This is a genomic window from Pseudoduganella sp. UC29_106 (assembly GCF_044055365.1).
Classification (GTDB): domain Bacteria; phylum Pseudomonadota; class Gammaproteobacteria; order Burkholderiales; family Burkholderiaceae_D; genus Rugamonas.
On the sequence record NZ_CP171977.1, the window covers coordinates 360,586 to 387,281 of the forward strand.

26 protein-coding genes and 3 pseudogenes are annotated in these 26,696 nt (G+C 64.6%); 15 read left to right on the forward strand and 14 right to left on the reverse strand.

Features of this window, described 5'->3' with window-relative positions:
* Nucleotides 1-2 precede the first annotated feature (2 nt).
* Nucleotides 3-752 (reverse strand): annotated as a pseudogene (gene thpR, locus ACHMW6_RS02145) (RNA 2',3'-cyclic phosphodiesterase); the annotation flags it as partial.
* Here thpR and ACHMW6_RS02150 point away from each other — a divergent pair.
* Nucleotides 667-1,047, forward strand: a complete 381-nt coding sequence (locus tag ACHMW6_RS02150) for an FKBP-type peptidyl-prolyl cis-trans isomerase (RefSeq protein ID WP_395405156.1) — start codon at nt 667-669, stop codon at nt 1,045-1,047. The pseudogene thpR and the gene ACHMW6_RS02150 overlap by 86 nt on opposite strands.
* Nucleotides 1,048-1,089: 42 nt before the next feature.
* Nucleotides 1,090-2,022 (forward strand): cysteine synthase A, encoded by a 933-nt coding sequence (gene cysK, locus ACHMW6_RS02155; protein WP_395405158.1) that lies wholly within the window; start codon nt 1,090-1,092, stop codon nt 2,020-2,022.
* On the opposite strand, the gene ACHMW6_RS02160 is transcribed toward cysK, so the two are convergent.
* The 5 genes from ACHMW6_RS02160 to ACHMW6_RS02180 form a co-directional block, all read right to left on the reverse strand.
* Nucleotides 2,019-3,044, reverse strand: coding sequence for a cation diffusion facilitator family transporter (locus ACHMW6_RS02160; protein ID WP_395405160.1), 1,026 nt, complete (start codon nt 3,042-3,044; stop codon nt 2,019-2,021). The two genes, cysK and ACHMW6_RS02160, sit on opposite strands and share 4 nt — an antisense overlap.
* Nucleotides 3,041-3,358: an ArsR/SmtB family transcription factor gene (locus tag ACHMW6_RS02165; RefSeq protein ID WP_395405162.1), complete on the reverse strand. Its 318-nt coding sequence runs from the start codon at nt 3,356-3,358 to the stop codon at nt 3,041-3,043. Before ACHMW6_RS02165 ends, ACHMW6_RS02160 begins: the two co-directional genes overlap by 4 nt.
* A gap of 141 nt (nt 3,359-3,499) precedes the next feature.
* Nucleotides 3,500-3,994 (reverse strand): hypothetical protein, encoded by a 495-nt coding sequence (locus ACHMW6_RS02170; protein ID WP_395405164.1) that lies wholly within the window; start codon nt 3,992-3,994, stop codon nt 3,500-3,502.
* Nucleotides 3,995-4,001: 7 nt separating this feature from the next.
* Nucleotides 4,002-4,730, reverse strand: a complete 729-nt coding sequence (locus tag ACHMW6_RS02175; RefSeq protein WP_395405166.1) for a hypothetical protein — start codon at nt 4,728-4,730, stop codon at nt 4,002-4,004.
* A 147-nt stretch (nt 4,731-4,877) separates the two neighbouring features.
* Nucleotides 4,878-5,651, reverse strand: coding sequence for a metallophosphoesterase family protein (locus ACHMW6_RS02180; RefSeq protein WP_395405168.1), 774 nt, complete (start codon nt 5,649-5,651; stop codon nt 4,878-4,880).
* On the opposite strand from ACHMW6_RS02180, the gene ACHMW6_RS02185 reads away from it, so the two are divergent.
* From ACHMW6_RS02185 to ACHMW6_RS02195, 3 genes are read left to right on the forward strand one after another with little or no spacing between them, the layout of a single operon-like run.
* Nucleotides 5,650-6,096: a hypothetical protein gene (locus ACHMW6_RS02185; protein ID WP_395405170.1), complete on the forward strand. Its 447-nt coding sequence runs from the start codon at nt 5,650-5,652 to the stop codon at nt 6,094-6,096. The genes ACHMW6_RS02180 and ACHMW6_RS02185 overlap by 2 nt on opposite strands.
* The gene (locus ACHMW6_RS02190; protein ID WP_395408510.1) at nt 6,072-6,761 is read left to right on the forward strand and encodes a UvrD-helicase domain-containing protein; all 690 of its coding nucleotides are present in this window, start codon (nt 6,072-6,074) and stop codon (nt 6,759-6,761) included. Before ACHMW6_RS02185 ends, ACHMW6_RS02190 begins: the two co-directional genes overlap by 25 nt.
* Nucleotides 6,667-7,608 (forward strand): 3'-5' exonuclease, encoded by a 942-nt coding sequence (locus ACHMW6_RS02195; RefSeq protein WP_395405172.1) that lies wholly within the window; start codon nt 6,667-6,669, stop codon nt 7,606-7,608. Before ACHMW6_RS02190 ends, ACHMW6_RS02195 begins: the two co-directional genes overlap by 95 nt.
* Before the next feature lie 5 nt (nt 7,609-7,613).
* Here ACHMW6_RS02195 and ACHMW6_RS02200 read toward each other — a convergent pair whose 3' ends face one another.
* Nucleotides 7,614-8,096, reverse strand: coding sequence for a CinA family protein (locus ACHMW6_RS02200; protein WP_395405174.1), 483 nt, complete (start codon nt 8,094-8,096; stop codon nt 7,614-7,616).
* A 268-nt stretch (nt 8,097-8,364) separates the two neighbouring features.
* On the opposite strand from ACHMW6_RS02200, the gene ACHMW6_RS02205 reads away from it, so the two are divergent.
* The 3 genes from ACHMW6_RS02205 (at nt 8,365) to ACHMW6_RS02215 (ending at nt 13,514) form a co-directional block, all read left to right on the forward strand.
* Nucleotides 8,365-8,889 (forward strand): YfiR family protein, encoded by a 525-nt coding sequence (locus ACHMW6_RS02205; protein ID WP_395405176.1) that lies wholly within the window; start codon nt 8,365-8,367, stop codon nt 8,887-8,889.
* 222 nt (nt 8,890-9,111) lie between these two features.
* Nucleotides 9,112-10,917 carry a response regulator gene (locus ACHMW6_RS02210; RefSeq protein WP_395408511.1) on the forward strand — a complete coding sequence of 602 codons (1,806 nt, stop codon included), beginning with the start codon at nt 9,112-9,114 and terminating at the stop codon, nt 10,915-10,917.
* Nucleotides 10,914-13,514, forward strand: coding sequence for an EAL domain-containing protein (locus tag ACHMW6_RS02215; protein ID WP_395405178.1), 2,601 nt, complete (start codon nt 10,914-10,916; stop codon nt 13,512-13,514). Before ACHMW6_RS02210 ends, ACHMW6_RS02215 begins: the two co-directional genes overlap by 4 nt.
* Nucleotides 13,515-13,626: 112 nt before the next feature.
* Here the strand turns inward: ACHMW6_RS02215 and thiL are convergent, their stop codons facing one another.
* The 3 genes from thiL to ACHMW6_RS02230 all read right to left on the reverse strand — a co-directional run bounded on the left by thiL (nt 13,627) and on the right by ACHMW6_RS02230 (nt 15,787).
* A complete protein-coding gene (thiL, locus tag ACHMW6_RS02220) occupies nt 13,627-14,592 on the reverse strand; it encodes a thiamine-phosphate kinase (RefSeq protein ID WP_395408512.1) in 966 nt (321 codons plus the stop codon).
* 28 nt (nt 14,593-14,620) lie between these two features.
* On the reverse strand, nt 14,621-14,788 hold the full coding sequence (locus tag ACHMW6_RS02225; RefSeq protein WP_395405180.1) for a hypothetical protein: 168 nt from the start codon (nt 14,786-14,788) through the stop codon (nt 14,621-14,623).
* Between the two features lie 255 nt (nt 14,789-15,043).
* Nucleotides 15,044-15,787 carry an SDR family NAD(P)-dependent oxidoreductase gene (locus tag ACHMW6_RS02230; protein ID WP_395405182.1) on the reverse strand — a complete coding sequence of 248 codons (744 nt, stop codon included), beginning with the start codon at nt 15,785-15,787 and terminating at the stop codon, nt 15,044-15,046.
* A gap of 105 nt (nt 15,788-15,892) precedes the next feature.
* Here ACHMW6_RS02230 and ACHMW6_RS02235 point away from each other — a divergent pair, with 105 nt between their 5' ends.
* The 6 genes and pseudogenes from ACHMW6_RS02235 to ACHMW6_RS02260 all read left to right on the forward strand — a co-directional run bounded on the left by ACHMW6_RS02235 (nt 15,893) and on the right by ACHMW6_RS02260 (nt 22,962).
* Nucleotides 15,893-16,834, forward strand: a complete 942-nt coding sequence (locus ACHMW6_RS02235; protein WP_395405184.1) for a LysR substrate-binding domain-containing protein — start codon at nt 15,893-15,895, stop codon at nt 16,832-16,834.
* 131 nt (nt 16,835-16,965) lie between these two features.
* Nucleotides 16,966-19,297: pseudogene (locus tag ACHMW6_RS02240) on the forward strand (NADP-dependent malic enzyme).
* Complete coding sequence (locus ACHMW6_RS02245; protein WP_395405186.1) at nt 19,294-19,749, forward strand: DUF2214 family protein; 456 nt, start codon at nt 19,294-19,296, stop codon at nt 19,747-19,749. The pseudogene ACHMW6_RS02240 and the gene ACHMW6_RS02245 overlap by 4 nt, the downstream one beginning before the upstream one ends.
* Before the next feature lie 94 nt (nt 19,750-19,843).
* Entirely contained in the window at nt 19,844-20,887 is a 1,044-nt protein-coding gene (gmd, locus tag ACHMW6_RS02250; RefSeq protein ID WP_395405188.1) for a GDP-mannose 4,6-dehydratase, read from the forward strand.
* Nucleotide 20,888: 1 nt separating this feature from the next.
* Entirely contained in the window at nt 20,889-21,818 is a 930-nt protein-coding gene (locus ACHMW6_RS02255) for an NAD-dependent epimerase/dehydratase family protein (protein ID WP_395405190.1), read from the forward strand.
* Between the two features lie 25 nt (nt 21,819-21,843).
* Complete coding sequence (locus ACHMW6_RS02260) at nt 21,844-22,962, forward strand: glycosyltransferase family 4 protein (RefSeq protein ID WP_395405192.1); 1,119 nt, start codon at nt 21,844-21,846, stop codon at nt 22,960-22,962.
* Nucleotides 22,963-22,966: 4 nt separating this feature from the next.
* On the opposite strand, the gene ACHMW6_RS02265 is transcribed toward ACHMW6_RS02260, so the two are convergent.
* The 3 genes and pseudogenes from ACHMW6_RS02265 to ACHMW6_RS02275 form a co-directional block, all read right to left on the reverse strand.
* Nucleotides 22,967-23,365, reverse strand: a complete 399-nt coding sequence (locus ACHMW6_RS02265; protein ID WP_395405194.1) for a YciI family protein — start codon at nt 23,363-23,365, stop codon at nt 22,967-22,969.
* A 10-nt stretch (nt 23,366-23,375) separates the two neighbouring features.
* Nucleotides 23,376-24,143: a YbfB/YjiJ family MFS transporter gene (locus ACHMW6_RS02270; RefSeq protein ID WP_395408513.1), complete on the reverse strand. Its 768-nt coding sequence runs from the start codon at nt 24,141-24,143 to the stop codon at nt 23,376-23,378.
* A 171-nt stretch (nt 24,144-24,314) separates the two neighbouring features.
* Nucleotides 24,315-24,911, reverse strand: a pseudogene (locus ACHMW6_RS02275) (YbfB/YjiJ family MFS transporter); the annotation flags it as partial.
* A 209-nt stretch (nt 24,912-25,120) separates the two neighbouring features.
* On the opposite strand from ACHMW6_RS02275, the gene ACHMW6_RS02280 reads away from it, so the two are divergent.
* Nucleotides 25,121-25,585: a TetR/AcrR family transcriptional regulator gene (locus tag ACHMW6_RS02280; protein ID WP_395408808.1), complete on the forward strand. Its 465-nt coding sequence runs from the start codon at nt 25,121-25,123 to the stop codon at nt 25,583-25,585.
* Here the strand turns inward: ACHMW6_RS02280 and ACHMW6_RS02285 are convergent.
* On the reverse strand, nt 25,560-26,588 hold the full coding sequence (locus tag ACHMW6_RS02285; protein ID WP_395405196.1) for an AraC family transcriptional regulator: 1,029 nt from the start codon (nt 26,586-26,588) through the stop codon (nt 25,560-25,562). The genes ACHMW6_RS02280 and ACHMW6_RS02285 overlap by 26 nt on opposite strands.
* Nucleotides 26,589-26,696: the final 108 nt, after the last annotated feature.

Consider the following 26,696-nt stretch of genomic DNA (forward strand, 5'->3'; position numbering starts at 1 on the left):
CACACAACCGGCGCGGTCACCTGCTCCGGCGGCGCGCTACGCGCCTCGCGGGCCAGCGTGATATGCGGCTTGAACGCCCCATGCGTGGCCGTCGAAATCCCCGCGGCTTCGAGGCGTGCAATGAGGTCGGCCTGCATGGCCAGCAACTCCGCCGGCGGCGCCGTCATGCCCGCCCAGGCGATGCGCGGCCTGCTGAAATAGCCGTAGCAATCGACCACAAGCTGCATGGGCGGCACGGGCACCCCTTCCAGAATATCCAGCAGCGCCGGCAGCGCATCCGCCGGTTGCTGGCCGAGAAAGGCCATGGTCAGGTGCAGCTTGTCGCGCGGCGTATGGCGTCCGGCGACGGGCGCCTGCAGGCGCGCCAGGGCATCGCGGGTGGGTGCGTCCGGCCAGAGCGCGAAAAACAGCTTGAGGCTTGAATGATTTGCTATCATGATGCCGCCTTGGAAACCTGTAAGAGAGAATACACGATGACCCGCAGCTCCGTTCTGTTCGCATTCATTTTGTGCGGCCGCCGCCTCGCTGGCGCAGGCCCAGACCCCGGCGCAGCAGCAGCCAGCTGCCGCCACCCAGCCGGCCGCCGCCGCGCAGCCGGCAACTTCGGCTGACGCGCAAGCCGCCAATCCGGCCGCCGCGCAAGCTGACGCACAGCCGGCTGGCCCGGTGGTTCCCGGTTCCGCCGAACCCGGCCCGCCCGCCGAGCAACTGATTGTCACCGACGTGCGCGTAGGCAAAGGCAAGGAAGCCATGGCCGGCGCCACCGTCAAGGTTAACTACACCGGCTGGCTTTACCGTCCGCTGGCCAGGAATGGCAAGGGACGCCAGTTCGACACTTCCCTCGGCCCTGGCCGCGAACCGCTGGAATTCCCGCTGGGCGCCGGCAAGGTGATCAAGGGCTGGGAGCAGGGCGTGGCCGGCATGAAGGTGGGCGGTAAGCGCACCTTGATCATCCCGTCCGAACTGGCCTACGGCCCGCGCTCGATGGGCATGATCCCCGCCAACTCCGCACTGATCTTCGACGTCGAACTTCTGGACGTTAAATAAGGGTACACTGGTCTCCAACCCAGCAGCGGAGGAGAGGAGACCATGAATATTGCCAACGACGTCACGGCACTGATCGGCAACACACCCCTGGTGCGCATCAACCGCATGGCCGCGGGCGCACCAGCCCAGGTGCTCGCCAAGCTCGAGTTCTACAATCCCGCCCACAGCGTCAAGGACCGCATCGGCCTCTCGATGATCGAGGCAGCCGAAGCGGCCGGGCAAATCCATCCCGACACCATCATTCTCGAGCCAACCAGCGGCAACACGGGCATCGCCCTGGCCATGGTGTGCGCGGCGCGCGGCTACCGCTGCGCCCTCGTGATGCCGGACACGATGAGCAAGGAGCGCCGCACGCTGCTGCGCGCCTACGGCGCGGAACTGGTGCTCACGCCGGGCTCCGAAGGCATGACGGGCGCGATCCGCCGCGCCGAAGAAATGGTCGCGTCGGACAAGCGCTACCTGATGCTCCAGCAATTCAACAACCCCGCCAATCCGGACATTCACCGCCGCACCACCGCTGAAGAAATCTGGCGCGATACGGACGGCCAGGTGGACATCCTCGTTGCAGGCGTCGGCACCGGCGGCACCATCACGGGCGTGGGCGAAATCATCAAGGAGCGCAAGCCTTCCTTCCAGTGCATCGCGGTGGAGCCGGATGCGTCGCCCATGCTGTCCAAGGGGACCAAGGGACCCCACCCGATCCAGGGCATCGGCGCGGGCTTCGTACCGGCCGTGCTGAATACCTATATCTACAACGAAGTGATTTGCGTGAAGAACGAGGACGCCTTTACCACGGCGCGGCGTGCGGCATCGGAGGAAGGACTGCTGGTGGGGATTTCGTCCGGAGCGGCGCTGTGGGCGGCGCTGGAAGTGGCGCGCCGTCCGGAGAACGCGGGCAAGATGATCGTGACCGTGATTCCCTCGTTCGGCGAGCGCTATCTCAGTACGCCCCTGTTTGCGGGGCTGGCGGATTAGTGATGGTGGTGGGCGTGGTCATGGCCGTGGTCATGATCGTGGTCGTGCTCATGCTCATGATCGTGTCCGTGGTCGTGCCCTTGCTCTTCGGCCGGCTTCTGCAGGCAGCAGTTGTGCTCCGTCGTTCCCTGTTCCGTTTGTAGCGTGGTGTGGTGGATGGCGAACTTTTCGCGCAACTCGCGCGCAATCTCGTCGATCGCCTGGTCGCCCGGATAACCGCCGGGCATCACCAGGTGGCAGGTGAGGGCGGTATCGGTCGTGCTCATTGACCAGATGTGCAGGTCGTGGATGCCGGTCACGCCCTTGCGCTCGCGCAGGAACTCCTCCACTTCGGCAGGATCGACATTGCCCGGCACGGCGGCCAGCACCATGTCCGCCGATTCGCGCAGCAACGACCAGGTGCTTTTCGCGATGAACAGCACAATCAACAGGCTGACCGCCGGATCCAGCCACGACCACCCGGAGTACATCACGATCACGCCCGAGACCAGCACGCCCAGCGAAATCGCGGCGTCGGCAGCCAGGTGCAGGTAGGCGCCGCGGATATTCAGGTCGTCCTTGCTGCCGCTCATGAACAGCCAGGCGGAGAAGCCGTTGATCAGGATGCCGATGCCGGCAACGACGGATACCGTCAGCCCCTGCACCGGAACGGGCTTGAACAACTGCGCCACCGCGCCCCAGGCGATCGCGCCGCAGGCGGCCATCAGCAGCATGCCGTTGAACAGGGCCGCCAGCATGGAGCTGCTGCGCAGGCCGTAAGTATAGCGTGCGGACGGCTTGCGGGTCGCGAGGATGGCGGCGGCCCAAGCCAGCGCGAGGCCCATGACGTCCGACAGGTTATGGCCCGCATCGGCCATCAGCGCGGTCGAATTGGCGAGGAAGCCGTAGAAGAATTCCACTGCCACGAAGATGGCGTTCAGCGCGATGGCGATGGCGAAGGCCTTGCCGTGGCTGACTTCTCCGTGGTGGTGACCGTGGCCATGGTCATGGCCATGTCCGTGATGATGGTGATGGCCGCTCATGGCTCGTTCCCGTTGGGTGGTTCGGCGATATGCTCGAGCATATCGTGGAGGACGCCGCTGATGTGCGCATCGGCGGTCGAATAGAAAACCTGCTTGCCCTGGCGCTCGGACTTCACGATGCGCGCGGCGCGCAGCAGGCGCAGGTGGTGGCTGACCAGTGAACTGGATAGCTGCAGGCTGGAAGCAATCTCGCTGACCGCAATCGGCGCTTCCACGCAGGCCAGCACGATGCGCAGGCGCGTGGGGTCGCCCAGCAGGTGGAACAGGTCCGCCAGCTGCGCTACCGAGCTGTCGTTTTCGGTGAAGATCGCCATTGGTGCTAACAGTTGAATAGGTATTCATATGTTAGCACAACCCAGAAGCGAAATCTGGTGTCGGGCACTGAAGTGCCAGACACCCGCTTTAAGCCGCGGCGTGGAACAGGTGTCTGCCACATCGTGGCAGACACCAGCCTTTCACGGTTTGGCGAGGGCTTCCTCGACGGCGCTGCGCGTTTTCGGTTCGAGCGTGGGCAGGACCTTGTCCAGCTTCTCGGCGCGGGCCAGGGCGGCTTGCTGGGCGGGCGTCAGCGCCGGCGCGCTGTGGAACATGGATTGGCCGACCAGCATGACCGAAGCAGTCAGCAGCGCCACCAGCAAGGCGGCGCCCAGCAGGCGCAGCTCGCGCGCCGAGAAGCTTTCGTGCGAAGTGGCGATGGGCCGCCGGCCAGGCGCCGACAAGGGAACGACCGGCGCAAGCGGCGGGGGCGGGGAGGCAGGCGGCAGTCCGCCGGCGGAGCGCGCATGCTGCGCCAGCTCCGCCGATGCGGCTTCGATGCGCTCCAGGTGCCGTTCGACCGTCTCTTCCAGCACGGCTTCGTTCAGCGCCACCAGCGCGAAAATGGGATCGTCTACATCGAGCTTGATGCCAGTCTTCTCGAATACCTGGCTGCGTAATTTGGCGCGGTCCATGGGCGGCTTACCAGTTCACCAGGTCGAGCTGCTCGAACAGGTCGCGGAACACGACCTTGATGCGCTGCTTTTCCATCACGTTGAATTTGTCGCTGGACTTCACTTCGTCCAGCGTGAGGCGGGCGGTGTTCATTTTCTTCACGTCCGCGCCGAAAGTATCGGCATTGCGCTGGGCCAGCACCACGCGGCCGCGCACGCGGGAGGAATTGTCCGCATAGGTTTGCGATTCGATGAAGGCCTTGCCGGACGCCGATTGCAGCAGCCCGAAATGCTCGTTCTCCCACAGCACCAGCGGCACATGGGTGGACTTGGCCGTCGAGACGAAGCCCATCGCGGTGTCATGCAGGGTATCGCCGCCGCCCACGATGGTGTGGATGTAGACCTTGCGGCCCGATTCTTCCAGCAGATTGAAGCAGTCGTTCTCGATCAGGTAGGCCAGCAGCGGCGAGAAGGTATTGGCGCCGTTGTCGATCACACAGTTGCCGTCTTCTTCCAGGATGTCGATCATCAGCGCATCGAATCGCTTGGGATCGATGGTGCGCGATTCGGTCATCACGGGGATGTGCTTCACGTCCAGCGCCTTGTAGCGGGAGAAGGTGGTGTTTTCCTGGTCGGTGTCGTAGCAACGCAGCGGAGTGTCACCCTTGGCCTTCAGCCACTGGGCGAGGACGGTCGATACGAGGGTCTTGCCGATTCCGCCCTTACCCTGCAGGACGAAGTGAACCGTGTTTTGCATTCTTGCTCCTGTTATTAGTGGCAGGAAGCCGCGCCGCTGTCGCCTGCCTCCCGCTCGTGGGATTCCGGCCGCACGCCATCGGCCGCCAGGAATTCCCATTCATAGCCATTTTCCTTCAATACCAGCTTCAGCACGCCCAGTCGCCAGTTATGGCGCGCCTCGCTGTTGTCGACGATCCAGCGAAACGGCGTCAGGAAAGCTCCCGCCCGTGCCGACAACGAACTGGCGCACGCCGCGCGCCGCATCGAGCTTGCGATCGGCATCCATCGGCGCAAAGCGCTCATAGTCGTGATCGTGGCCGGACAGCACCAGCTCCACGCCTGCCTCGTACAACAGGCGCCAGGCCTCGCGCATATGGTCGGTCTCGGGATGCCCGCCAGAACTATACAGCGGCGAGTGCCAGTAGGCGAGGGTGCAGCGTGCAGGATGGCGTGCCAGGTCGTCTTTTAGCCACAGCAGCTGGCGCTGGTGTGCGGCGCCCTTCATTTCACTGTTGAGGGCGATGAAGTGCCAGCCGTTGATGTCGAAACTGTAATAGCCGCGCCCGCGCTGGCCGGCGGTGTTGCCGAAATACTCATAGTAGCCGCTGGTGGTGCCGCTGTAGTACTCGTGGTTGCCGATCGCGGGACGGGTGCGCGACTTGAACCTGCCCCAGGTCGGCGCATAGCAGTCGCGGAATTCGGCCGCCGTGCCGTTCGGGTAAGTGTGGTCGCCCAGCGTGAGCACCAGGGCATGCGGATCGCCGGCCTCGATGATGGCGGCCGTCTGCGACGCGCCGGCAAACTGGGGACGGGCGTAGCGGCAGTCGGCGATGTCGCCGGCCGCGTAGACGGTCAGGCGCCCGGCGACGGGGGCCGGTTCCGAGGCCTGTACGGCGCCTGCCGCAACTGCCAGCGCCAGCGCGGTTAGAATACGGGTCATGCAAGTCATACCTTCTCAAGAACAGGAAGCCATTCTGCAATCGCGCGCGCCCACGCTGATGATCGAGGCGCGCGCCGGGACTGGCAAGACTACCACGTTGGCCATGCTGGCGGCACGGGAGCACGGCGTTGTGCTGGGCCTGTGCTTCTCCGACGGCGCCCGCATCCGCTTCGAGGACAAGCTGCGCGACGAAGCGCCTGGCCGCAAGGTGACGGTGCTGACCGTGGAGGGCCTGGCGCGTTCGCTGCTGAACCGCCTGATCCAGGGCAGTTTCTTCGACAAGCCGTCCCGCCTGGCCAGTGCCGAGCAGCTGCGCCGCACGTGGTGGACGCCGCCAACGCCGTCTGGCAGAAGTATGAGCAGCGCGGCGGCAGCGAATTCGATTTCGACTTCGAATACCGCACGCCGCGCATCGAGCAGATGCTGGAATTGCTGTCCACGCTGAAGGCGACGTTGGCCTCGCTGGACTTCGATGACGAAGACTTCGACGATTACGCCGTCGATGAACTGGCCGAGCGCTTCAATGTGGACCGCGAAGCGATCGAGATCTGCCGCGAGATCGAGCGCCGCCGCCAGCCGCAGCAGGGTTACATCGTGTGGCAAAGCCCGGCGGACCTGGTCACCGACCTGGTGGCCGTCCTGCGCCGCGAGCCGCACACGCTGGAGGCGCTGCCGCAGGCGGACGTGTGCCTGGTCGACGAATGGCATGACGTGAACGCCGCCGAATTCGAGCTGCTGCGCCTGTTCCGCCGCGACGCGCGCCTGGCCGTGGTGGGCGACCGCCACCAGGTCATCAACGCCGCGCGCGGCGCCGACCCGCAATTCTCGGCCGAAGCCTTCGACCGGGCATGGCCGGGCGTGGTGCGCCTGCCGTTGAGCCAGTCGCGCCGCTGCGGCGTGTCGATCGCCAAGCTGCTGCGCCAGGTGCTGCCGGCCTGCCGCTTCGAATCGCACAGCGAAACATACTCCGAACTGCGCCGTGTGCAGATATGCGCCGGGCGAATGCGCGGCGGCGGTGGCCGACCGTGCTGCCGCCCTGGCCGCCGATGGCGCGAAATTGTCCGACGTGGCCGTGGTGCTGCGCGAGGCCGACCAGACGGTGGACATTGAAAACCTGCTGCTGGACCGCGCCGTGCCCTATGTGTGCGACGGCGTGGAGTCCTATCTGCTGCGTCCCGAAATCCTGATGCTGCGCGCGCTGCTGCATATCGCCAGCGGCGACTACGCCACTCTGAAGGGCGACAAGGAAAGCTGCGAGCGCATGGTGGACAGCCTGCTGGTCTATCTTTCCGTGTCGGCCGTGGGCACGGACTGGGAAACGGGCCACGAAATCTATGGCAGCGGCAACTGGCTGGAACTGGCGCGCCACGATGTGGTGGCCGAACCTTCGGCGCTAGACAATCTTTTCAGCGGCGTGCTGTGCGCCGACAAGGAAGGCGACAGCCCGACCACTGCGCGCTGGAAGCAGCGCTTCCGCCAGGTGGTGCAGCTGCTGAAGGAACGCGCGGCGGAGATGAGCGCGCCCGAGCTGCTGGCGCTGGCCAGCCAGGCGCTGGACCTGCCCGCCGCGACGCGCACGGCCTTCGTCAGCCGCAGCCGCGCCGATTCGGCCCTGCGCACCATCCGCGCCTTCATCGAATTTGCCGAGCGACGGGGCAAGCCGTCCGCCGCCGACTTCCTGCAGGAGCTGAAGACGCGCCAGGACCGCACGCGCGCCGAAGTGAATTACCTGCGCGAGCGCAGGCAGCTGGTGCTGACCACCGTGCAGGCTGCGAAGGGAAGAGAATGGTCCCAGGTGCTGCTGCCCTGCCTGGAACAGGGCCAGTTCCCGCGTGGCGGGGATATTGCCGAAGAACGGCGCTACTTCTACGTGGCGGCCAGCCGGGCCATCGCCGGCCTCACACTTTTCGAACCGGACGAGCAGAACGCCGCCCGCCGTAGTTCACTTCTCAGTTGATGAGCTCAGTTGATAAACCTTAGCAGGCCCTGAAGGGCGTGGACCACGGTCTGTTCGCGCACGGAATGACGGTCGCCGGTGAAGACCAGGCGCTCGGTGTGCACGGCGTCGCCGTTGGCCCAGCCAAAACAGACGGTGCCGACCGGCTTGCCCGGCACGGCGCCGGTCGGGCCGGCGATGCCTGTCGTGGACACGGCCACGTGCGCATTGCTGGACGCCAGCGCGCATTGGGCCATCGAGGCGGCCACTTCTTCGCTGACGGAGCCGAACTGCGCAATCAGCGCGGCCGGCACGTCCAGCATTTCGGTCTTGGAGGCATTCGAATAGCAGACAAAGCCGCAATCGAACCAGCCGGTGGAGCCGGCAATTTCGGTGATGGCCTGGGAAATGCCGCCACCGGTGCACGATTCGGCGGTCGCCAACAGCAAGCCTTTGTCCTGCAGGGCCTGTCCCACCTGGGCGGCCAGTTCGTTAATATCGACACTCACTTTGGGCTCCTTTTGGCTTCGAATTCCGATGGCTTCATTCTAGCTCGCCACTGCTGCGCTTGACCACGCTGCAGCGCAAAAAGTGTTGTCCCCTTCCGATTCACATGCCTTTTGCTAGCCGGGCGAGGCTGATACGGCGCGGTTTTCATATAGTGTGCTGCCTTCTTTAGCTCAACGATAGAATAAGGGGATCTCCCCCGGCGCGTGAGGCATGGTGGCTCCTCTGCAAAAAAAAGACAGGAAGAGGCTTCCAGGTGGCTGGCTGCTCATGCTCGCCATCGCCATCTTTCCGTTGCTGGCCGCCGCCCAGTCCTCCAGCCTGCTCGAACGCCAGGTCAAGGCCGCTTATCTATACAAGTTCGCCGGTTTCGTCGAATGGCCGGACGGCGTGTTCACGCGGCCGGACAGCCCCGTCATCATCGGCGTGGCCGGCGCCGATCTGCTGGCCGAGCAGCTCGAAATCGCGGTTGCCGGCCGCAACGCCAACGGCCGGCCCCTCCAGGTGCGCCGGCTGCGCAAGGGCGATGCGGTCAGCGGCCTGCATATCCTGTTCGTCAGCGCTGGGCTGGACAAGGCACCCGCCCAGGAATGGATGGCGGCCGTGCGCGGCCAGCCGGTGCTGACTGTCACCGATGCCGAGGAAGGCGCCGGCCTGGCCGCCATGATCAGCTTCGTGATGGCGGAGGAGCGCCTGCGCTTCGAGGTCGCGCTCAAGCATGCGCTGGCGGCCCATCTGCGCATCAGCGCGCGCATGCTGCAGGCGGCGCTGCGCGTCCAGCAGGTGGCGTCATGAGCGCGCGCGGATCGCTGCGGCGCAAGCTGCTGGGCGTGGTCATGCTGGTCACGCTGGTGGCGCTGCTGGTGTCCGTCGGCACCATCATCGCCTATGATTTGCGTGCCTATCACCAGTCCGTCATTGGCGACATGAGCACCCAGGCCGAGCTGCTCGGGCATATCGAGTTCGCCCGCGCTGGCTTTCGACGACCAGCGGCTGGCGAAGGAAAACCTGTCCCTGCTGCGCTTGCGGCCCAAGGTGGATGCGGGCGCCATCTACAACGCGCGCGGCCAGCTGTTTGCCACCTATGTGGCGCCCACCAAGGATGTGGCGGTGCCGCGCACGGCCGGCGCCGAAGGCGTGCAGTTCGCGAACGGCAAAATGAGCATGTTCCGCACGATACGCGACAACGGCGAAGTGCTGGGCACTGTCTACCTGCGCACCGATTACGAACTTCTCAGCCGCTTCGGCGACTACCTGCTGATCGCCATCATCGCCAGCCTGCTGGCCATGGGCATTTCCTACCTGCTGATGCGGCGCCTGAACCGCGTCGTCACCCAGCCCGTGCTGGCGATTGCGGACGTGGCGCGCGAAGTGGTGGCCACGGGCGACTACTCGCGGCGAGCCGAGCGCCTGTCCGACGACGAAGTGGCCGAACTGGCGGATACCTTTAACCGGATGCTGAGCGAGATCGAAACGCGCACGCGCGAGCTGGAAAACTCCAACCGCGAAATCGCACGCGAGGCCGAGCAGCGCAGCCAGGCGCAGAAGGAAATCATGCGCCTGAACGAGGAGCTGGAGCAGCGTGTGCACGAGCGCACCATGCAGCTGGAACAGGCCAACGGCGAGCTGGCGATGGCGATGGAAGAGGCGAAGAGCGCCAACCAGGCCAAGTCCGCCTTCCTGTCCTCGATGAGCCACGAGCTGCGCACGCCGCTCAACGCCATCCTCGGCTTCGCCCAGATCCTCACGTCGGACAAGCTGCCCTCCACGCTGCTGCAGAAGAAGGAATTCGCCAACCATATCCTGAAATCCGGCCGCCACCTGCTTACACTGATCAACGAGATCCTGGACCTGGCCAAGATCGAATCGGGCGCCGTGGCGCTGTCGATGGAGCCGGTGGCGCTGCAGGAAATCCTGGCCGAGTGCGAAAGCATGGTGGCGCCGCTGGCGGGCCAGCGCGGCATCCGCCTGCTGTTCCCGGAAGAGTGCAAGACACACGTCACGGCAGACCGCACGCGCCTCAAGCAGATCCTGCTCAATCTCCTGTCCAACGCCATCAAGTACAACCGGCAGGGCGGCGCCGTGGTGGCCGATTGCAGCCCGAGCGGGCCGGGACTGTTGCGCATCTCGGTGCAGGACACCGGCATGGGCCTGCAGCCGGAGCAGGTGCGCTCGCTGTTCCAGCCCTTCAACCGCCTGGGTCAGGAGAGCGGCGCGGAAGAGGGCACAGGCATCGGCCTGGTCGTGACCAAGCGCCTGGTTGAACTGATGGGCGGCATCATCGGCGTGACCAGCAGCCTTGGCGTGGGCAGCATGTTCTGGATCGAGCTTAAAGCAACGGAGCCGGTACCGTCGCGCGTTGAGGGTGCGGCCGACCGCGTGGCGCCGGCAACGGCCGGCCATGCCGAGGAGGAGCCGGCCTTGATCCTGTACGTGGAAGACAATCCGGCCAACCTGAAACTGGTGGAAGAAATCATCAGCTTCCGCCCCGACTTGCGGCTGCTGTCCGCGCCCGATGGCCATCTCGGCATCGAACTGGCGCGGGCGCACCACCCCGACATCATCCTGATGGACATCAACCTGCCCGGCGTGAACGGCATCGATGCCCTGAAGCTGCTGCGCAATGATCCGCGCACGGCGGACATTCCCGTGATCGCGCTGACGGCCAACGCCATGCCGCGCGATGTGGAGAAAGGCCTGGCCGCCGGCTTCTTCCGCTATCTGATCAAGCCGATCAACATCGATGAATTCACGGAAGCCATCAACAGCACGATGGCCTTCCTTGCGCGCCGCGACGAGAAGGAAAGGAGCACGCCCACGTGATCACGCGAGCCGATATCCTGAATGCCAATATCCTGATCGTGGACGATCAGCCGGTCAATGTGCAGCTGCTGGAATACCTGCTGCAATCGACGGGCTATTCGCGCGTCAGTTCGACCACCGATCCGCGCGTGGTCGCGCCCTGGCACGACCAGCATCGCTACGACATCATCATCCTCGACCTGCACATGCCCGGCATGAACGGCTTCGATGTGATGGATGCACTGAAGCCGCTGGAGCCGGACGGCTACCTGCCGGTGCTGGTGGTGACTGCGGAGCCGGACAAGAAGCTGTCCGCGCTGGAAACGGGCGCGCGCGATTTCGTCAGCAAGCCTTTCGATCCGGTCGAAGTGCTGACGCGCATCCGCAACCTGCTGGAAGTGCGCCTGCTGCACCGGCAGGCGCGCGACTACAACGCGCTGCTGGAGCAGACGGTGCGTGAGCGCACGGCCGACCTGCAGCGCTTCCGCAGCGCGATGGACGCCACGGCCGATGCGATCTTCCTGATCGATTCGGACAGCATGCAGCTGGTCGATATCAACGACGGCGCCTGCCGCATGCTGGGCTACAAGCGCGAGCAGCTGCTGGAAATCGAGCCGTCGCGCCTGGGACTGGGCACGCGCGAGGAGCTGCAGCAGTGGGCGGAATCGGCGCATGCGGCCGCGGCCAGTCCATCCCGCGCGCCGGAGCTGCTGGAGACGGAACTCACCCGCGCGGACCACGCCACGGTGCCGGTGGAGGCTTACTGGCAGCAGCAGAATGAAGGCGAGTCTGCGCACCGCACCCTGATCTGCGTGGCGCGCGATATCAGCGAGCGCCGCCTGGCTGAGGAACGTCTGCGCCATATGGCGCATTACGACAGCCTGACCGGCCTGCCCAACCGCACGCTGTTCTTCCAGACGCTGGGCGAATCGATCGAACTGGCGCAGGACAAGGAGTGGCGCATTGTGGTGCTGTTCATCGGCCTGGACCGCTTCCGCAACATCAACGATTCCGTCGGCGCGGCCATGGGCGACCAGCTGCTGCGCGATTTCTCGAACCGCCTGGTGCAGTGCGTGCGCATTCGCGATACCGTGGGACGCCTCGGCGGCGACGAGTTCGCGCTGATCCTGACCATGACGCGCGACCAGCAGGATGCGGTGCTGGTGGCGAACGAGGTGCGCGAAGCCTTGCGCGCGCCATTCGACCTCGATGGGCATCAGGCCACGCTGACCGCGTCCATCGGCATTGCCATGTATCCGGACGATGCCAGCGATCCCGAAACGCTGGTCAAGTATGCGAATACGGCGATGGAGCGCGCCAAGGAGGCGGGGCGCGACGGCTACCGCTTCTTCACGGCGGGCATGAATGTGCAGGTGCTGGCGCGGCTCGATCTGGAGATGGCCTTGCGCCGTGCGCTGGAACTCAATGAGCTGGAGCTGTATTTCCAGCCGAAGGTGAACCTGCACTCGGGGCGCGTGAGCGGGGCGGAGGCGCTGCTGCGCTGGAACCGTCCGGGTTATGGGCTGGTGTATCCGGCGGAGTTTGTTTCCGTGCTGGAGGATACGGGGTTGATCGTGCGCGTCGGGACCTGGATCATCGAGACGGCTTGCCGTCAGATCGCTTCCTGGATGCGGTCGCCGGTGGGGCAGGTGCATGTGGCGGTGAACGTGTCGAGCCGGCAGTTTGTCGAGGGCGACCTGGAGACGGAAGTGAAGCAGTCGCTCGAACGCCACAAGGTGCCGCCGGAGTTGCTGGAGCTGGAGCTGACGGAGACGGCCTTGATGTCCAACGCCGAGCGCACCATACAGGTGCTGGGCGCCTTGAAGGAACTGGGCATCAAGGTTGCGATCGACGATTTCGGCACCGGCTATTCTTCGCTGGCCTATCTGCAGCGCTTCCCGATCGACAAGCTGAAAATCGATATCGCTTTCGTGCGCGATATCACGACCAATCCGAACGATGCGGCTATCGCGCTGGCCATCATCAGCATGGCACACTCGCTGAAGCTGCGCGTGATTGCCGAGGGCGTGGAGTCGCGTCCGCAGCTGGAGTACCTGCGGCGCAACCGCTGCGACGAGATCCAGGGGTATTACTTCAGCCGTCCCTTGCCGGCGCTGGAGATGGGGCAGCTGGTGGAGGCGGGCAAGGGCCTGCCGCCGGACCCGAACCAGGCGGCCGAGCCGCCGCAAACCCTGCTGCTGGTGGACGACGATGTCAATGTGCTGTCATCGCTGCACCGGCTGTTCCGGCGCGATGGGTACCGGATATTGACGGCGGTGTCGCCGACCGAAGGGTTTGAGTTGCTGGCCTTGTATCCTGTGCAGGTGATTGTGTGCGACCAGCGCATGCCGATCCTGAGCGGCACCGAGTTTCTGGCGAAGGTGAAGGAGATGTATCCGGATACGATACGCATCATCCTGTCCGGGTATACGGGGCTGGAGGCGGTGCTCGATTCGATCAACCGCGGGGCGATTTATCGGTTCTATACCAAGCCGTGGGATGATACGCAGTTGCGCGACAATATCCGCCTCGCTTTCCACCATTACTGGCTTATGCACGGCAGCGGGCGCCGCGCGGGGGATCCGGGCGAGGACAATACGGTCATGTCCGCGACGTGATGCCGCCGCCGCGGGCCGCAGCCGTAGTCGCGGGCCGGCATGCACGGCGGATCAATGATCCGCCCTACGCTGCTGTGGAGTGCATTTGTGCTGCCCGGGCGTGTAGGGCGGATCATTGATCCGCCGAAAAGTGGTCGAAGCCGGAGAGGTGGAGGTTGAGAGGGGCGCCGCCGGAGTCGGTGAAGCGCAGCCCGGGCGCGGCTTCGATCACGCCGGCGCGGGTGACGGCCACGCCAACGGAGGCGCCGGCGGCGAGGATGGCGTCGCGAGCGGAGGCGGGGGCGGTGAAGCAGAGTTCATAGTCGTCGCCGCCGGCAGCGCTGAAAGCGCGGCGCAGGGCGGCGTCGCGGGTCGCGAGCACCGGTCCGGCAGGCAGCGCATCCACATTCAGCGTGGCGCCAACGCGGGAACGTTCAAGGATATGGCCAAGATCGCCGGCCAGGCCATCGGAAATGTCGATAGCCGCATGCGCGATGCCTTGCAAGGCAAGACCAAGGTCCACGCGCGGCGTTGGCGTATGCAAGCGAGACGCAGCGGCGGACAGCTCGTCCGCCGAAAGGGAGAGCTGGCCGAGACAGCAAGCCAGCGCAAGCCGCGCATCGCCCACCGTGCCGGACACCCACACATCATCGCCCACCTGCGCCGCGTCGCGCCGCAACGCCCGCCCCGGCGGCACTTCGCCGAACACGGTGATGCAAACGTTTAAGGGCCCCTTGGTCGTATCCCCGCCAATCAGCTCGCACCCATGCGCATCGGCCAGCGCAAACAGTCCGGCGGAAAACGAAGACAGCCACTCACGATCGGCAGCCGGCAGCGCCAAGGCCAAAGTGAAAGCCACAGGCCGCGCGCCCATGGCAGCAAGATCGGAGAGATTGACGGCGAGGCTCTTGTGCCCCAGGCGGCGCGGGTCCTCGCCTGCGAAGAAATGCCGGCCCTCGACCAGCATGTCGGAAGAAATCGCCGTCTGCATCCCCGGCGACGGGGTGAGCAGGGCGCAGTCGTCGCCGATGCCTAGCGTGGCCTTGCCGGTGGCGGGGCGAACGAAATATTGTTTGATCAGGTCGAATTCAGAGAGCATCCCGCCATTGTAGCGGGACGCCCCTGAATCAGTGTTTGTCACGCAAATAGATCCAGGTTCCGCCGGATGCGAGCGCTGCGGTGGCAAGCGTGACCACCCAGCTTGAATCCTGAGGAGTGAAGAACAAAGCCGCGGCGGTCACAGGAAACAGGACGCCGGACATACGGGACCAGGAGTGCCAGAGTGCTGAGCGCATGGTTTTTCCTTCCGTAAAGGTGCCTTCACTAAACAGTCTAGGAGGCGAAATGCCAAATGTAAACTTGCTAGCTGCAATTATTCCAATTTTTTTCGAATTTGCGCAACAAGATTTTAGGATTTCGTGCCGCAAGTCACCATCGCACTATGAAGCCCCGGGAAACAGCTATTTAATTGCAGAAATTAATGTTTCTCCAAGGTAGTTAAATATTCAATGGCCACACCCGCCCGGCCGGCATGGCGTGGCCACGCCGCATCAGATCTGTGCCTGTCCGCCGTCGACAAACAGCTCGATGCCGTTGACGAAGCTGGCGTCCTCGGAAGCGAGGAAGACGGCTGCCTTGCCCACCTCAGACGGCTGGCCCAGGCGGCCGCTCGGCACCAGCGTAGTGAGGTAGCCGAGCAAGCCTTCTTCCTGTCCTTCCGGCGCCAGTCCGGTCAGGCCCGGCGTGTGGATCGGGCCGGGGCTGATGGCGTTCACGCGGATCTTGCGCGGCGCCAGGTCCAGCAGCCAGCTGCGCGCGAAGTTGCGCACGGCGGCCTTGCTGGCGCTATACACGCTGAAGTTCGGCGTGCCCTTGATCGAGACTGTGGACGCCGTCAGCAGGATCGACCCGCCATCCTTCAGCAGCGGCAGCGATTTCTGCACGGTGAACACGGCGCCCTTCACGTTGACGTCGAAGATGCGGTCGAAGTGCTCCTCGGTGATGGCTTCCAGCGGCATCATGTCGCCGCCGCCGGCGTTGGCAAAGACGACGTCCAGGTGGCCGGCCTTGTCCTTGATCTCGGCGAAGATGCGGTCCAGGTCTTCCAGTTTCGACACGTCGCCCTGGATGCCGTGCGCCGCCGCGCCGATGGCGTCGACTGCCGCATCGAGTTCCGCCTGGCGGCGGCCCGTGATGAAGACGGTGGCGCCTTCCGCTGCGAATTCCTTTGCCGATGCCAGGCCGATGCCCGTGGTGCCGCCGGTGATCAGCGCGATTTTGCCTTTGAGTTTCATGGTGCTGCTCCTAAAAAGTGATTTGCGATGTGCTCACTTTAGGCGCGTCAGATTATTCGATAAAGTGGTATAAATGAAGAACTTTATTCCTGTGGATGAATAATCATGGACCAGCTGCTGGCGATCCGCGCCTTTGCGCGCGTGGTGGAAGCGGGCACCTTCACCAAGGCCGCCGATTCAATGAATATGCCGAACGCCACGCTGACCAAGCTGGTGCAATCGCTGGAGACGCATCTCGGCGTGAAGCTCCTGCAGCGCACCACGCGCCGCGTGACCGTCACGCCGGACGGCGCCCAGTACTACGAGCAGACCGGCCCTTTGCTGAAGGAGCTGGAAGACATCGATTCCGGTTTCAGCGTCGCCCAAGGCAAGCCGCGCGGACACTTGCGCGTCGATTGCGGCGGCCTGTCCGCAACCATGCTGCTTCTGCCGGCGCTGCCCGAATTTCTGGTGCAATATCCCGACATCCGCATCGACTTCGGCGTGAGCGACCGCAATGTGGACCTGGTCGGCGATAACGTGGACTGCGTGATCCGCGGCGGTACGCTGAACGACTCCACGATGGTGGGGCGCCGCATCGCCAGCGCCGCCTGGGTGACCTGCGCCACGCCGGCCTACCTGGACGTGCACGGCGTGCCCGCCCACCCGCGCGAGCTGGAAGGTGGCGCCCACAAGCTGGTTCACTACCGGTCGGCGACCAATAGCCGCGTGGCGCCCATGCGCTTCGAGCGCGCCGGCGAAAAGATCGAGATCAAGGCGCCCGGTGCGGTTGGCGTCAACGAGAGCAATGCGCACCTGGTGGCGGGGCTGACGGGACTGGGTGTGTTCCAGACCTTCGCCTTTGCCGCAGCGCCGGCCATTGCGCGCGGCGAACTGGTGCCGGTCTTGCGGGAGTGGCAGCCGGCGCCGATGGAGTTCCATGTGGTTTATCCGTCAAGCCGGCATATGAGCAGGCGCTTACGCGTGTTTATAGAGTGGGTGGCGGAGAGTTTTGCGCAGCGGGCGCTGGGATTGGCCGCGGGCCGGGAGGCAGCGGCGGATCAATGATCCGCCCTACGTATTGTTGGCATGAATATAATTTTTTAGCAGTAATTCGGGAAAATACCTAGGTTTGGCCGTACAAGCGTCTGTTAGAATCAAGGAATTTTCAGAAAGTACACATAGGGGGGCAGTACAGCATGGACTCGGCATCTGATAAAAAAGAAGAACTTCGACAGCAACTTCGCGCAGCCGCACTTGAATATCACGAGTGTCCCAAACCCGGCAAAATCAGCGTTACCCCCACCAAGCAACTCTCCAACCAGCGCGACCTCGCACTGGCTTACTCTCCCGGCGTAGCAGCACCCTGCGAAGAAATCGTCGCCGATCCCGCCAATTCCTACAAATACACTGCCCGCGGCAACCTGGTCGCCGTGATCTCGAATGGCACGGCCGTTCTGGGCCTGGGCAATATCGGCGCGCTGGCATCGAAGCCCGTCATGGAAGGCAAGGGCGTGCTGTTCAAGAAGTTCGCCGGCATCGACGTGTTCGACATCGAAATCAATGAGCAGGACCCGGACAAGCTGGTGGACATCATCGCCGCGCTGGAACCGACCTTCGGCGGCGTGAACCTGGAAGACATCAAGGCGCCGGAGTGCTTCTACATCGAGCGCCAGCTGCGCGAAAAGATGAAGATCCCGGTCTTCCACGACGACCAGCACGGCACCGCCATCATCGTTGGCGCGGCCATCCTGAACGGCGTGAAGATCGTCAAGAAGGACATCAAGAACTGCAAGCTGGTGGTTTCCGGCGCGGGCGCCGCAGCGCTGGCCTGCCTGGACCTGATCGTGGACCTTGGCTTCCCGATCGAGAACATCACCGTGACCGACCTGGCCGGCGTGGTCTACAAGGGCCGCACCGAGCTGATGGACCCGGACAAGGAACGCTTCGCGCGCGAAACCAGCGCCCGTACCCTGGCTGAAGTGGTCGAAGGCGCGGACATCTTCCTCGGCCTCTCCGCCGGCGGTGTGCTGAAGCAGGAAATGGTCAAGCAGATGGCGCCAAATCCGCTGATCCTGGCGCTGGCCAACCCGACGCCGGAAATCCTGCCGGAAGACGTGAAAGCCGTGCGCGGCGACGCCATCATCTGCACCGGCCGTTCGGACTACCCGAACCAGGTCAACAACGTGCTGTGCTTCCCTTACATCTTCCGCGGCGCGCTCGACTGCGGCGCAACGACCATCACGCGCGAAATGGAAATCGCCGTGGTGCACGCGATCGCCGAACTGGCCCACGCCGAGCAGTCGGACATCGTGGCCAGCACCTACGGCATCGCCAACCTGGCCTTCGGCCCGGAATACCTGATCCCGATGCCTTTCGACCCGCGCCTGCTGATCAAGATCGCGCCGGCCGTGGCGAAGGCGGCCTTCGACTCCGGCGTGGCATCGCGCCCGATCGAAGACCTGGAAGCCTATGCGGACAGCCTGCAGCAGTTCGTCTACCGTTCCGGCACGTTCATGAAGCCGCTGTTCTCGGTGGCGAAGAAGGCCGCTTCGGAACTGAAGCGCATCGTGTATGGGGAAGGCGAAGAAGAGCGCGTGCTGCGCGCCGTGCAGGTGGTGGTGGACGAAAAAGCTGGCGCGTCCTATCCTGGTGGGCCGTCCGGCCGTGCTGGAAGCGCGCATCCAGAAGTTCGGCCTGCGCCTGAAGCCCGGCATCGACTACGCCGTCATCAACCCGGACTACGATGAGCGCTATCGCGACTACTGGACTGCCTACTACGAACTGACTTCGCGCAAGGGCGTGACCCAGGAATGGGCCAAGCTGGAAATGCGCCGCCGCCACTCGCTGATCGGCGCCATGATGATCAAGAAGGGCGATGCGGACGGCATGATCTGCGGCACCTTCGGCACCACCCAGCTGCACCTGCACTACATCGACCAGGTACTGGGCCGCCGTCCGGGCGCCTGCGTGTACGCGGCGATGAACATCCTGGTGCTGCCGGAACGCCAGCTGGCGATGGTGGACACCCACGTCAACGAGAACCCGACCGCCAACGAGCTGGCTGCCATCACCATCATGGCAGCGGAAGAGATGAAGCGCCTCGGCCTGGAGCCGCGTGCGGCCCTGCTGTCGCACTCCAACTTCGGTTCGGCCAACACCGAGTCGGCGCAGAAGATGCGCGCCACGCTGCAGCTGGTGCGCGAACGCGCGCCGGACCTGGAAGTGGACGGCGAAATGCACGGCGATACGGCGCTGGATTCCAAGCTGCGCAAAAAGATCATGCCGAATTCCTACCTGGAGCGCGACGCGAACCTGCTGGTGATGCCGAATATCGACGCCGCCAACATCGCGTACAACCTGGTCAAGAGCTCGGCCGGCAACGGCATCACCATCGGCCCGATCCTGCTGGGCTGCGATGCGCCGGTGCACATCCTGACCCCGTCCGCCACGGTGCGCCGTATCGTCAACATGACAGCGCTGTGCGTGGTTGACGCCGTCGCCAACGCCGTCAAAAAAGAGAACGCATGACCGATCTGCTGCTTGCCATCGTCCACCACCTGTTAGCCTTCGGGATTGCGGCGGCCATCACCGCCGAACTGGTTCTGGTCCGACCCGGCATGCAGCCTTCGGCCGTGCGGCTGGCAGCCCGTTACGATGCAGCCTACGGGCTGCTCGCAATAGGCCTGCTGGTGATCGGCTTCCTGCGCGTCTATTTCGGCGCCAAGGGGCATGAGTACTACTTCCACAACCACGTGTTCTGGACCAAGCTCGCCCTGTTCGCGGTGGTGGGCCTGCTGTCCATCAAACCCACGCTGCGCTTCCTGCGCTGGCAGAAGGCCTTGCGCGCCGATCCCGGCTTCGCGCCGGAAGAGGTGGAGATCAAGGCTGTGCGGCGCCGCCTGATGGCTGAAATCCACGTGTTCGCCTTCATTCCGATCGCCGCCGCCGCCATGGCGCGCGGCTACGGCTACGTCCCTTAATTGCATCGCTGTAACATGTTGTAAGCCCGTCCGGCCGCCGGGACGGGCTCTGTTACAATTACGGGTTCGATAACATTCGCAGTTGGAACCGCACATGAGCAAGAGCAAGCGCGCCCTGATCACGGGCATTACCGGCCAGGATGGCGCCTATCTGGCGCAACTGCTGCTGGAAAAGGGCTACCACGTCACGGGCACTTACCGCCGTTCCAGCTCCGTCAATTTCTGGCGCATCGAAGAACTGGGCGTCCAGAACCACCCCAACCTGAACCTGGTCGAGTACGACCTGACGGACCTGGGTGTGACCATCCGCATCATCCAGGATGGCAATTTCGATGAGATCTACAACCTGGCGGCCCAAAGCTTCGTCGGCGTTTCGTTCGCACAGCCTGTGACCACGGCCGAAATCACCGGCGTGGGCGCGGTGCACCTGCTGGAAGCGATCCGCATCGTCAATCCGAAGATCAAGTTCTATCAGGCGTCCACCTCCGAAATGTTCGGCAAGGTGCAGGCCGTGCCGCAAAAGGAAGACACGCCTTTCTATCCGCGCAGCCCCTACGGCGTGGCCAAGCTGTACGCGCACTGGATGACGGTGAACTACCGCGAGTCCTACGGCATCTTCGCCTGCTCCGGCATCCTGTTCAACCATGAATCCCCGCTGCGCGGCCGCGAGTTCGTGACCCGCAAGATCACCGACTCCGTCGCCAAGATCAAGCTGGGCAAGCTGGAAGTGCTGGAGCTGGGGAATATGGATGCGAAGCGGGACTGGGGCTTCGCCAAGGAATACGTGGAAGGCATGTGGCGCATCCTGCAGGCCGACCATCCGGATACCTATGTGCTGGCGACCAACCGCACCGAGACCGTGCGCGATTTCGTGACCATGGCGTTCAAGGCCGTGGACATCGCGATCGAATGGCAGGGCGAGGGCGAGAATGAAACCGGCCATGATTCGCAGACGGGCAAGGTGCTGGTGCGCGTATCGCCGAAGTTCTACCGTCCGGCCGAAGTGGACCTGCTGATCGGCGATCCGGCCAAGGCCCGCAAGGAACTGGGCTGGGAAGCGAAGACCTCGCTGGAAGAGCTGTGCCAGATGATGGTCGAAGCAGACCTGCGCCGCAACAAAGCCGGCTTCTCCTTCTAAGATGACGCGCCGCCTGCAGCTGCTGTCCCCGGGGCGCGAAGGCGAGGGCAAGCGCGCCCTCGTCACCGGCCTGGCGGGCTTCACCGGCCATTATGTGGCGGCCGAACTGCGCGCCGCCGGCTACCAGGTGATCGGCACTGCGGTGCCGGGGCATGGCCATAACGGCGACATGGTGGCGCTGGACCTGACCGACCGCGCGGCCGTTGCCGCCGCCGTGCACGAACTGCAGCCGGACGTTGTCGTGCACCTGGCGGCCATCGCCTTCGTCGCCCATTCGGACGTGGAGCAGATCTACCGCGTCAATGTGCTGGGCACGCGCAACCTGCTGGAGGCGCTGGCCTCGTCGCCGAAAAAGCCTTCGGCCGTGCTGCTGGCGTCCAGCGCCAATATCTACGGCAACAACAGCGTGGAAGTGATCCACGAAGATGTGCCGGCCGCACCGGCCAACGATTACGCCGTCAGCAAGCTGGCGATGGAGCATATGGCCCGCCTGTGGATGGAGCAGCTGCCCATCATCATGGTGCGTCCCTTCAATTACACGGGCGTGGGCCAGGCGGAGAATTTCCTGCTGCCGAAGATCGTGTCCCACTTCCGCCGCAAGGCAGCGGACATTGAACTGGGCAACCTGCACGTATGGCGCGATTTCTCGGACGTGCGCGTGGTCGCCGCCAGCTATCGCGCCCTGCTGGCCGCGAAGCCGGCCGGCCAGGTGTTCAACATCAGCGCCGGCAAGGCTTACTCGCTGGGCGAGGCGATCGCCATGATGGAAGAAATCGCGGGCTACAAGATCAATGTCCACGTCAATCCGGCCTTCGTGCGCGCCAATGAAGTGGCGCGGCTCACCGGCGACAACCGCCGCCTGGCCTCCGTGGTCGGCGCCATCGAACCGGTACCGCTGGAGCAAACCCTGCGCTGGATGTACGAGGCGTAATTGCCGTTCACGGCAAACGAGTAACATGCGCGTACTGCATTTCTACAAGACTTACTATCCCGATTCCTGGGGCGGCATCGAACAGGTGATCCGCCAGATGTGCGTTGGCACCGGCCGCCTCGGCGTGCGCAATGAGGTGCTGACGCTGACCCGCAACGGCGGGCCGGAACTGATGGAGATCGAGGGCCATTCGGTGCACCGCGTGCGCCTGGATTTCGAGATCGCTTCCAATGCCGTGTCCGTGGCGTCGATCCGCAAGCTGGCGCACCTGGCCGAGCAGGCGGATGTGATCCACTATCACTTCCCCTGGCCCTTCATGGATTTGGCGCACTTCATGGCGCGCGTGAAGAAGCCCAGCGTGGTGACCTATCATTCGGACATCGTGCGCCAGAAAACGCTGCTGCGCGTGTACACACCCCTGAAGCGCAGCTTCCTGAAGGACGTGGACTCGATCGTCGCGACGTCTCCGAATTACCTGGCGTCCTCACAAGTGCTGAAGCGCTACGAGGGCAAGGTGACCACCATTCCATTCGGCCTGGACAAGTCGACTTATCCCGAGCCGCGTGCCGAAGTGCTGGAGAAGTGGCGCGCCCGCTGCGGCGAGCGCTTCTTCCTGTTCGTGGGCGTGCTGCGCTACTACAAGGGTCTGCACATCCTGCTGGAAGCTATGGCGCGCAACGGCTATCCGGTGGTGATCGTCGGCGCTGGTCCGATCGAGCAGGAGCTGAAGCAGCATGCGGCGCGCCTCAAACTTGGCGACAAGGTGATCTTCGCCGGCGCCGTGGAGGAAGAAGACAAGGTCGCGCTGCTGAAGCTGTGCTATGCGATGGCATTCCCCTCGCACCTGCGTTCCGAAGCTTTCGGCATTTCGCTGCTGGAAGGTGCGATGTATGGCAAGCCGATGATCTCCAGCGAGATCGGCACCGGCACGACCTACATCAATATTGACCAGGATACCGGCCTTGTTGTGCCACCGAGCGACGTGTCGGCCTTCGACGAGGCGATGCGCACGCTGTGGGAAAACCCGCAGCTGGCGGCCGACATGGGTCGCCGCGCGGAGCAGCGTTATTGGTCGCTGTTCACGGCCGAGAAGATGGCCGAGGATTACGCGGCGCTGTATCGCTCGCTGCTGGCGCGCAGCTGACCATTCACTTCCGCATCAGGGCCACCGCATAGGGATGCAGGGTGGCCGTCATCACACCGGCCTGCACCGCGGGGTCGGCATCCATATACGCTTTTGCTGCCGCGTCGTCCGGCGCTTCAAAGACGACCAGGCCGAAGGTCTTGTCCAGCGGTTCGGACGTTCTGCCGGCCAGGATGATGCGGCCTTTCGCCAGGTCGTCCTGCAGGCGCTTGAAGTGGCGGCCCGTGGCGGCTTTATCGGCATCGCTCCATTTCGCTTCGTCCTGCAGGTGCGGTGCGACGCGCAGCACGTAGAGGTACTGCTTCGTTTTCGCTTCCTCGGCTTGCGCCAGTTGCGGCAGCATTGTCGGCAGCAGGGCTGCCGCGAGGACGGCGCGTAGCGCCAGGCGCTTCATTGTTTTCATGACCGGCCTTTCAGTGACGGGTTGCGTCCATGGTGAGGCCGGCTCTACGCGCTGTCAACAAGCGGGCTGTGAGTTCGATTGCCAGCGAAACCACCAGTCCTGCGGCGGCCAGGATGAAGAGCAGGCGATGCTGTCCACCGCTGGCCGCGAGCAGCCAGGATGAGGCGTAGCCGACCAGGGCCTGGCATAGCGCATAAATGGTCGTGGCGCGGCTCCAGGCGGCTGACTGCCTTTCCGCGTTGCCGGGCAGGAGGCGCTGGATCTGGCTCAGGTAGATCGGCACGATACCCGGCGGGAAGGTGCCGATCACCAGCGTGGCCAGGATCAGCGCCGGGATGTTGGTCGTGCTGACCAGGACCGCGATGGCCGCGATTTGTCCGAGCATGGCGATACGGCTCGTCACGAGCGGCGTGATGCGGTCGCCCATCGCGCCATACATCATCGGGCCGACGATGGCGCCTATCCCATAAGCGATCCAGAACAGCGCGCCCTGCTGCGCACCCAGGCCCAGGCCGCGCGCCACATAGTCGACTAGGAAGATCATCATCGGCACCAGGCCTACGGCCATCAGGGCGTATTGGATGTACAGGATGGTCATCGCCCTCTTTACGTCTTCATCTGCTGCCGCGTGAGCGGCCGCCGTTTTGGGCTTGCCAGCCCGCGACTTGTCCGCCGCGCCATCTCCGTCGCTGCCGCCGGCCCGCGACGCGCTCGCCTGTCGCGCAGCGCCGCCCGCGTCCAACGCCGCAGTGGGGGACGCTGCGTCGTGGGCGGACACGTGGCTGGCTGCCGCTGTGTCAGGCGACGCCGCGCTGGTGGCGGACGCTGCGGGCGAGGTCGCGCGAGTGAGGGACGCGTCGTGCTGGGTGGCCGGCTGGGAGGCTGGCGCAGTGGCGGTGGCGGGGATGGTTGCGGGCGCGGAGTGGAGGGCGCCGGAGGACGCGGGGCGAGGGGAGGGGCTCGTGGCGGGAGAGGGAGGCGAGGTGGGCGCGGGCCAGGCGGTCCAGGTGGCGGCGGTGAGGAGGGCGGAGACGGCGCCGAGGCCGGCCCAGGTCTGCCACAGGCCGATGTGCAGCAGCAGGGGCACCAGCGTGCCGGAAGCGGCGATGCCGAGGCCGAGGCCGAGGAAGATCGCGCCGCTGGCCCTGCCGCGCTTTTCGAGCGGAATATGGGGCAGCACGGTGATGGCCGCCAGCACCATGATGATTCCGCCCGCCAGGCCGGACATGAAGCGCCAGAAGAAGAACCACGATACGGACACCGGCACCGCGCAGGCGAAGAAGGCCAGAGCGGCCAGCGCCATCATCCACTGCAAAGTGCGCCGTGCGCTGAGGCGAGCGGCGAGGGGCCGACCGCCGACCGCGCCGGCGAGATAGCCGACCAGGTTGGCCGCGCCGAGGTAAAGCACGTCGTTGGCCGCGAACCAGTGCGCCTCGATCAGGGGCGGGATCAGCGGCGTATAAGCGAATCGGGCGAGGCCGATGCCAACCAGGCTGGCGCACAGCGCCGCGAAGATGGAACGGCCAACGGAAGGTGAGGAAGACATGAGGAATCCCGGAAAAATGATGTTTGACAGGTGCGTCATGTTTGACAGCGTAGTCAAGTTTGCCAGAGCTGTCAAGAATGCGCTAGAATCCCCTCCATGGTCGGAATACGTCAATTTAACGAAGAAGCGGTGATGGACGCCGCAATGCAGCTGTTCTGGACGCGAGGCTACGCCTCCACGTCCATGCAGGATCTTGCCAGGCCACCGGCGTGCTGCGCGGCTCCCTCTACAACGCCTACGGCGACAAGGAAAAGATCTTTGTGCTCGCCTTCAAGCGCTACCACCGCCAGATCCTGGCGACCTGCCGCGACGCCCTCGCGCATCCGGACTTGCGCATCGCGCTGGAAACCTACTTCGAAAAGCTGATCGCCCTGATGACCAGCATTGGCGAGGGCGCCCACACGCGCGGCTGCCTGACCACCAAGACGGCGGCCGACGAAACGGCGAAAGGCGAGATGATCCTGGGCGCCCTGCGTGGCCTGCTGGATGGCATGGAAGTCCTGCTGACCGAACGCCTGCAAAAGGCCGGCAAGCTGCCGCTGGCGCCGCAGGAGGGCGCGCGTCTGATCGTGACGCTCACGCGCGGCCTGGTGATCATGGAACGCGTCTATTCCGAGCCGGCGCGGCTGCGCGCCAGCGCGGCAGCTCTTATCGATCTGCTGCTGAAGAAGTAGCGCGGTATTCGCCGCAAGTCTTTCCCGTCCATTTCTTGAAGGCGCGCTGGAAGGTGGCGCTGTCGCTGAAGCCCAGCTCCGTGGCGAGCTGGGTAAGGCCGATGCGCGAGGTGGTCAGGCGCGCGATGGCGATGCCGCGCCGCAGATCGTCCTTCAGTTTTTGCAGCGAGGTGTCCTCATGCGCCAGCTGGCGCTGCAGCGTGGCGGGCGACACATGCAGGCTGGCCGCCACCGCCGGCAGGTCCGGCCAGTCCGGATACTGGCGCAGCAGGCAGTTGCGCACTTCCTGGCTCACCGGGCCGAAGCCGCGCGGCGGCAGCAGGATCTGGGCGAAGGCGTCCGGCAGGAAGGCACGTAGCGCTTGCGCATCGCGGCTGACGGGCGTCTGCAACACTTCGGCATCGAACCAGAAGCCGGACGTGGGCTGCAGGAAGCGCCGCGTGCCGGGAAACACGGACGCATAGTCGCGTGCATAGTCCGGCTCCGGAAACATGAAATCGAAATGGCGGATCGGCAGCGGACCGTTGATCAGCCACGCCGCCAGGCGCCACAGCACGCGCACCATGGTCTCCTGCAGGAAGGCCGGCGCCGCCTCGCCTGCACCGGCCCACGCCACATCCATCCCCGCCTCGTCCTTCTGCACGGACAGCGAAAACAGCAAATCATCCTGCAACAGGTTGAGCACCGTGCACATGCGGCGCAAGGCGCTGCCCAGATCCGGCGCGCCCATCCCGGTGCGCGCCACCAGGGCGAAGGAGCCGAGCTTGAAGGGGCGCGAGAACAGGCCCACCGATTCGTCCTTCAGCTCCTGGGCCAGGGTGTAGAACAATGCGACATACTGGTGTGAACTGATGCCCGGATGCGCCGGATCGGTCAGCACGGCGGTGTCGGCGCCCACGCGCTGCAGGTAGGCTGCCACGTCCGCCCCGCGCGCGCCGATGCGGGACAGCATGCCGCGCACGAAGGCGGGGGCGATCAAGGTATCGGTGAGGTCTTTTGCCATTGGTTTTAATGTCCGCTGCAATTGCCCGGCGGGCGGCAAGCCCATAGGATGGGGGAATTATAAGCCGGGGCGTGAGGCGAATTGCCACCGCTACTTTCAACCAGCAGG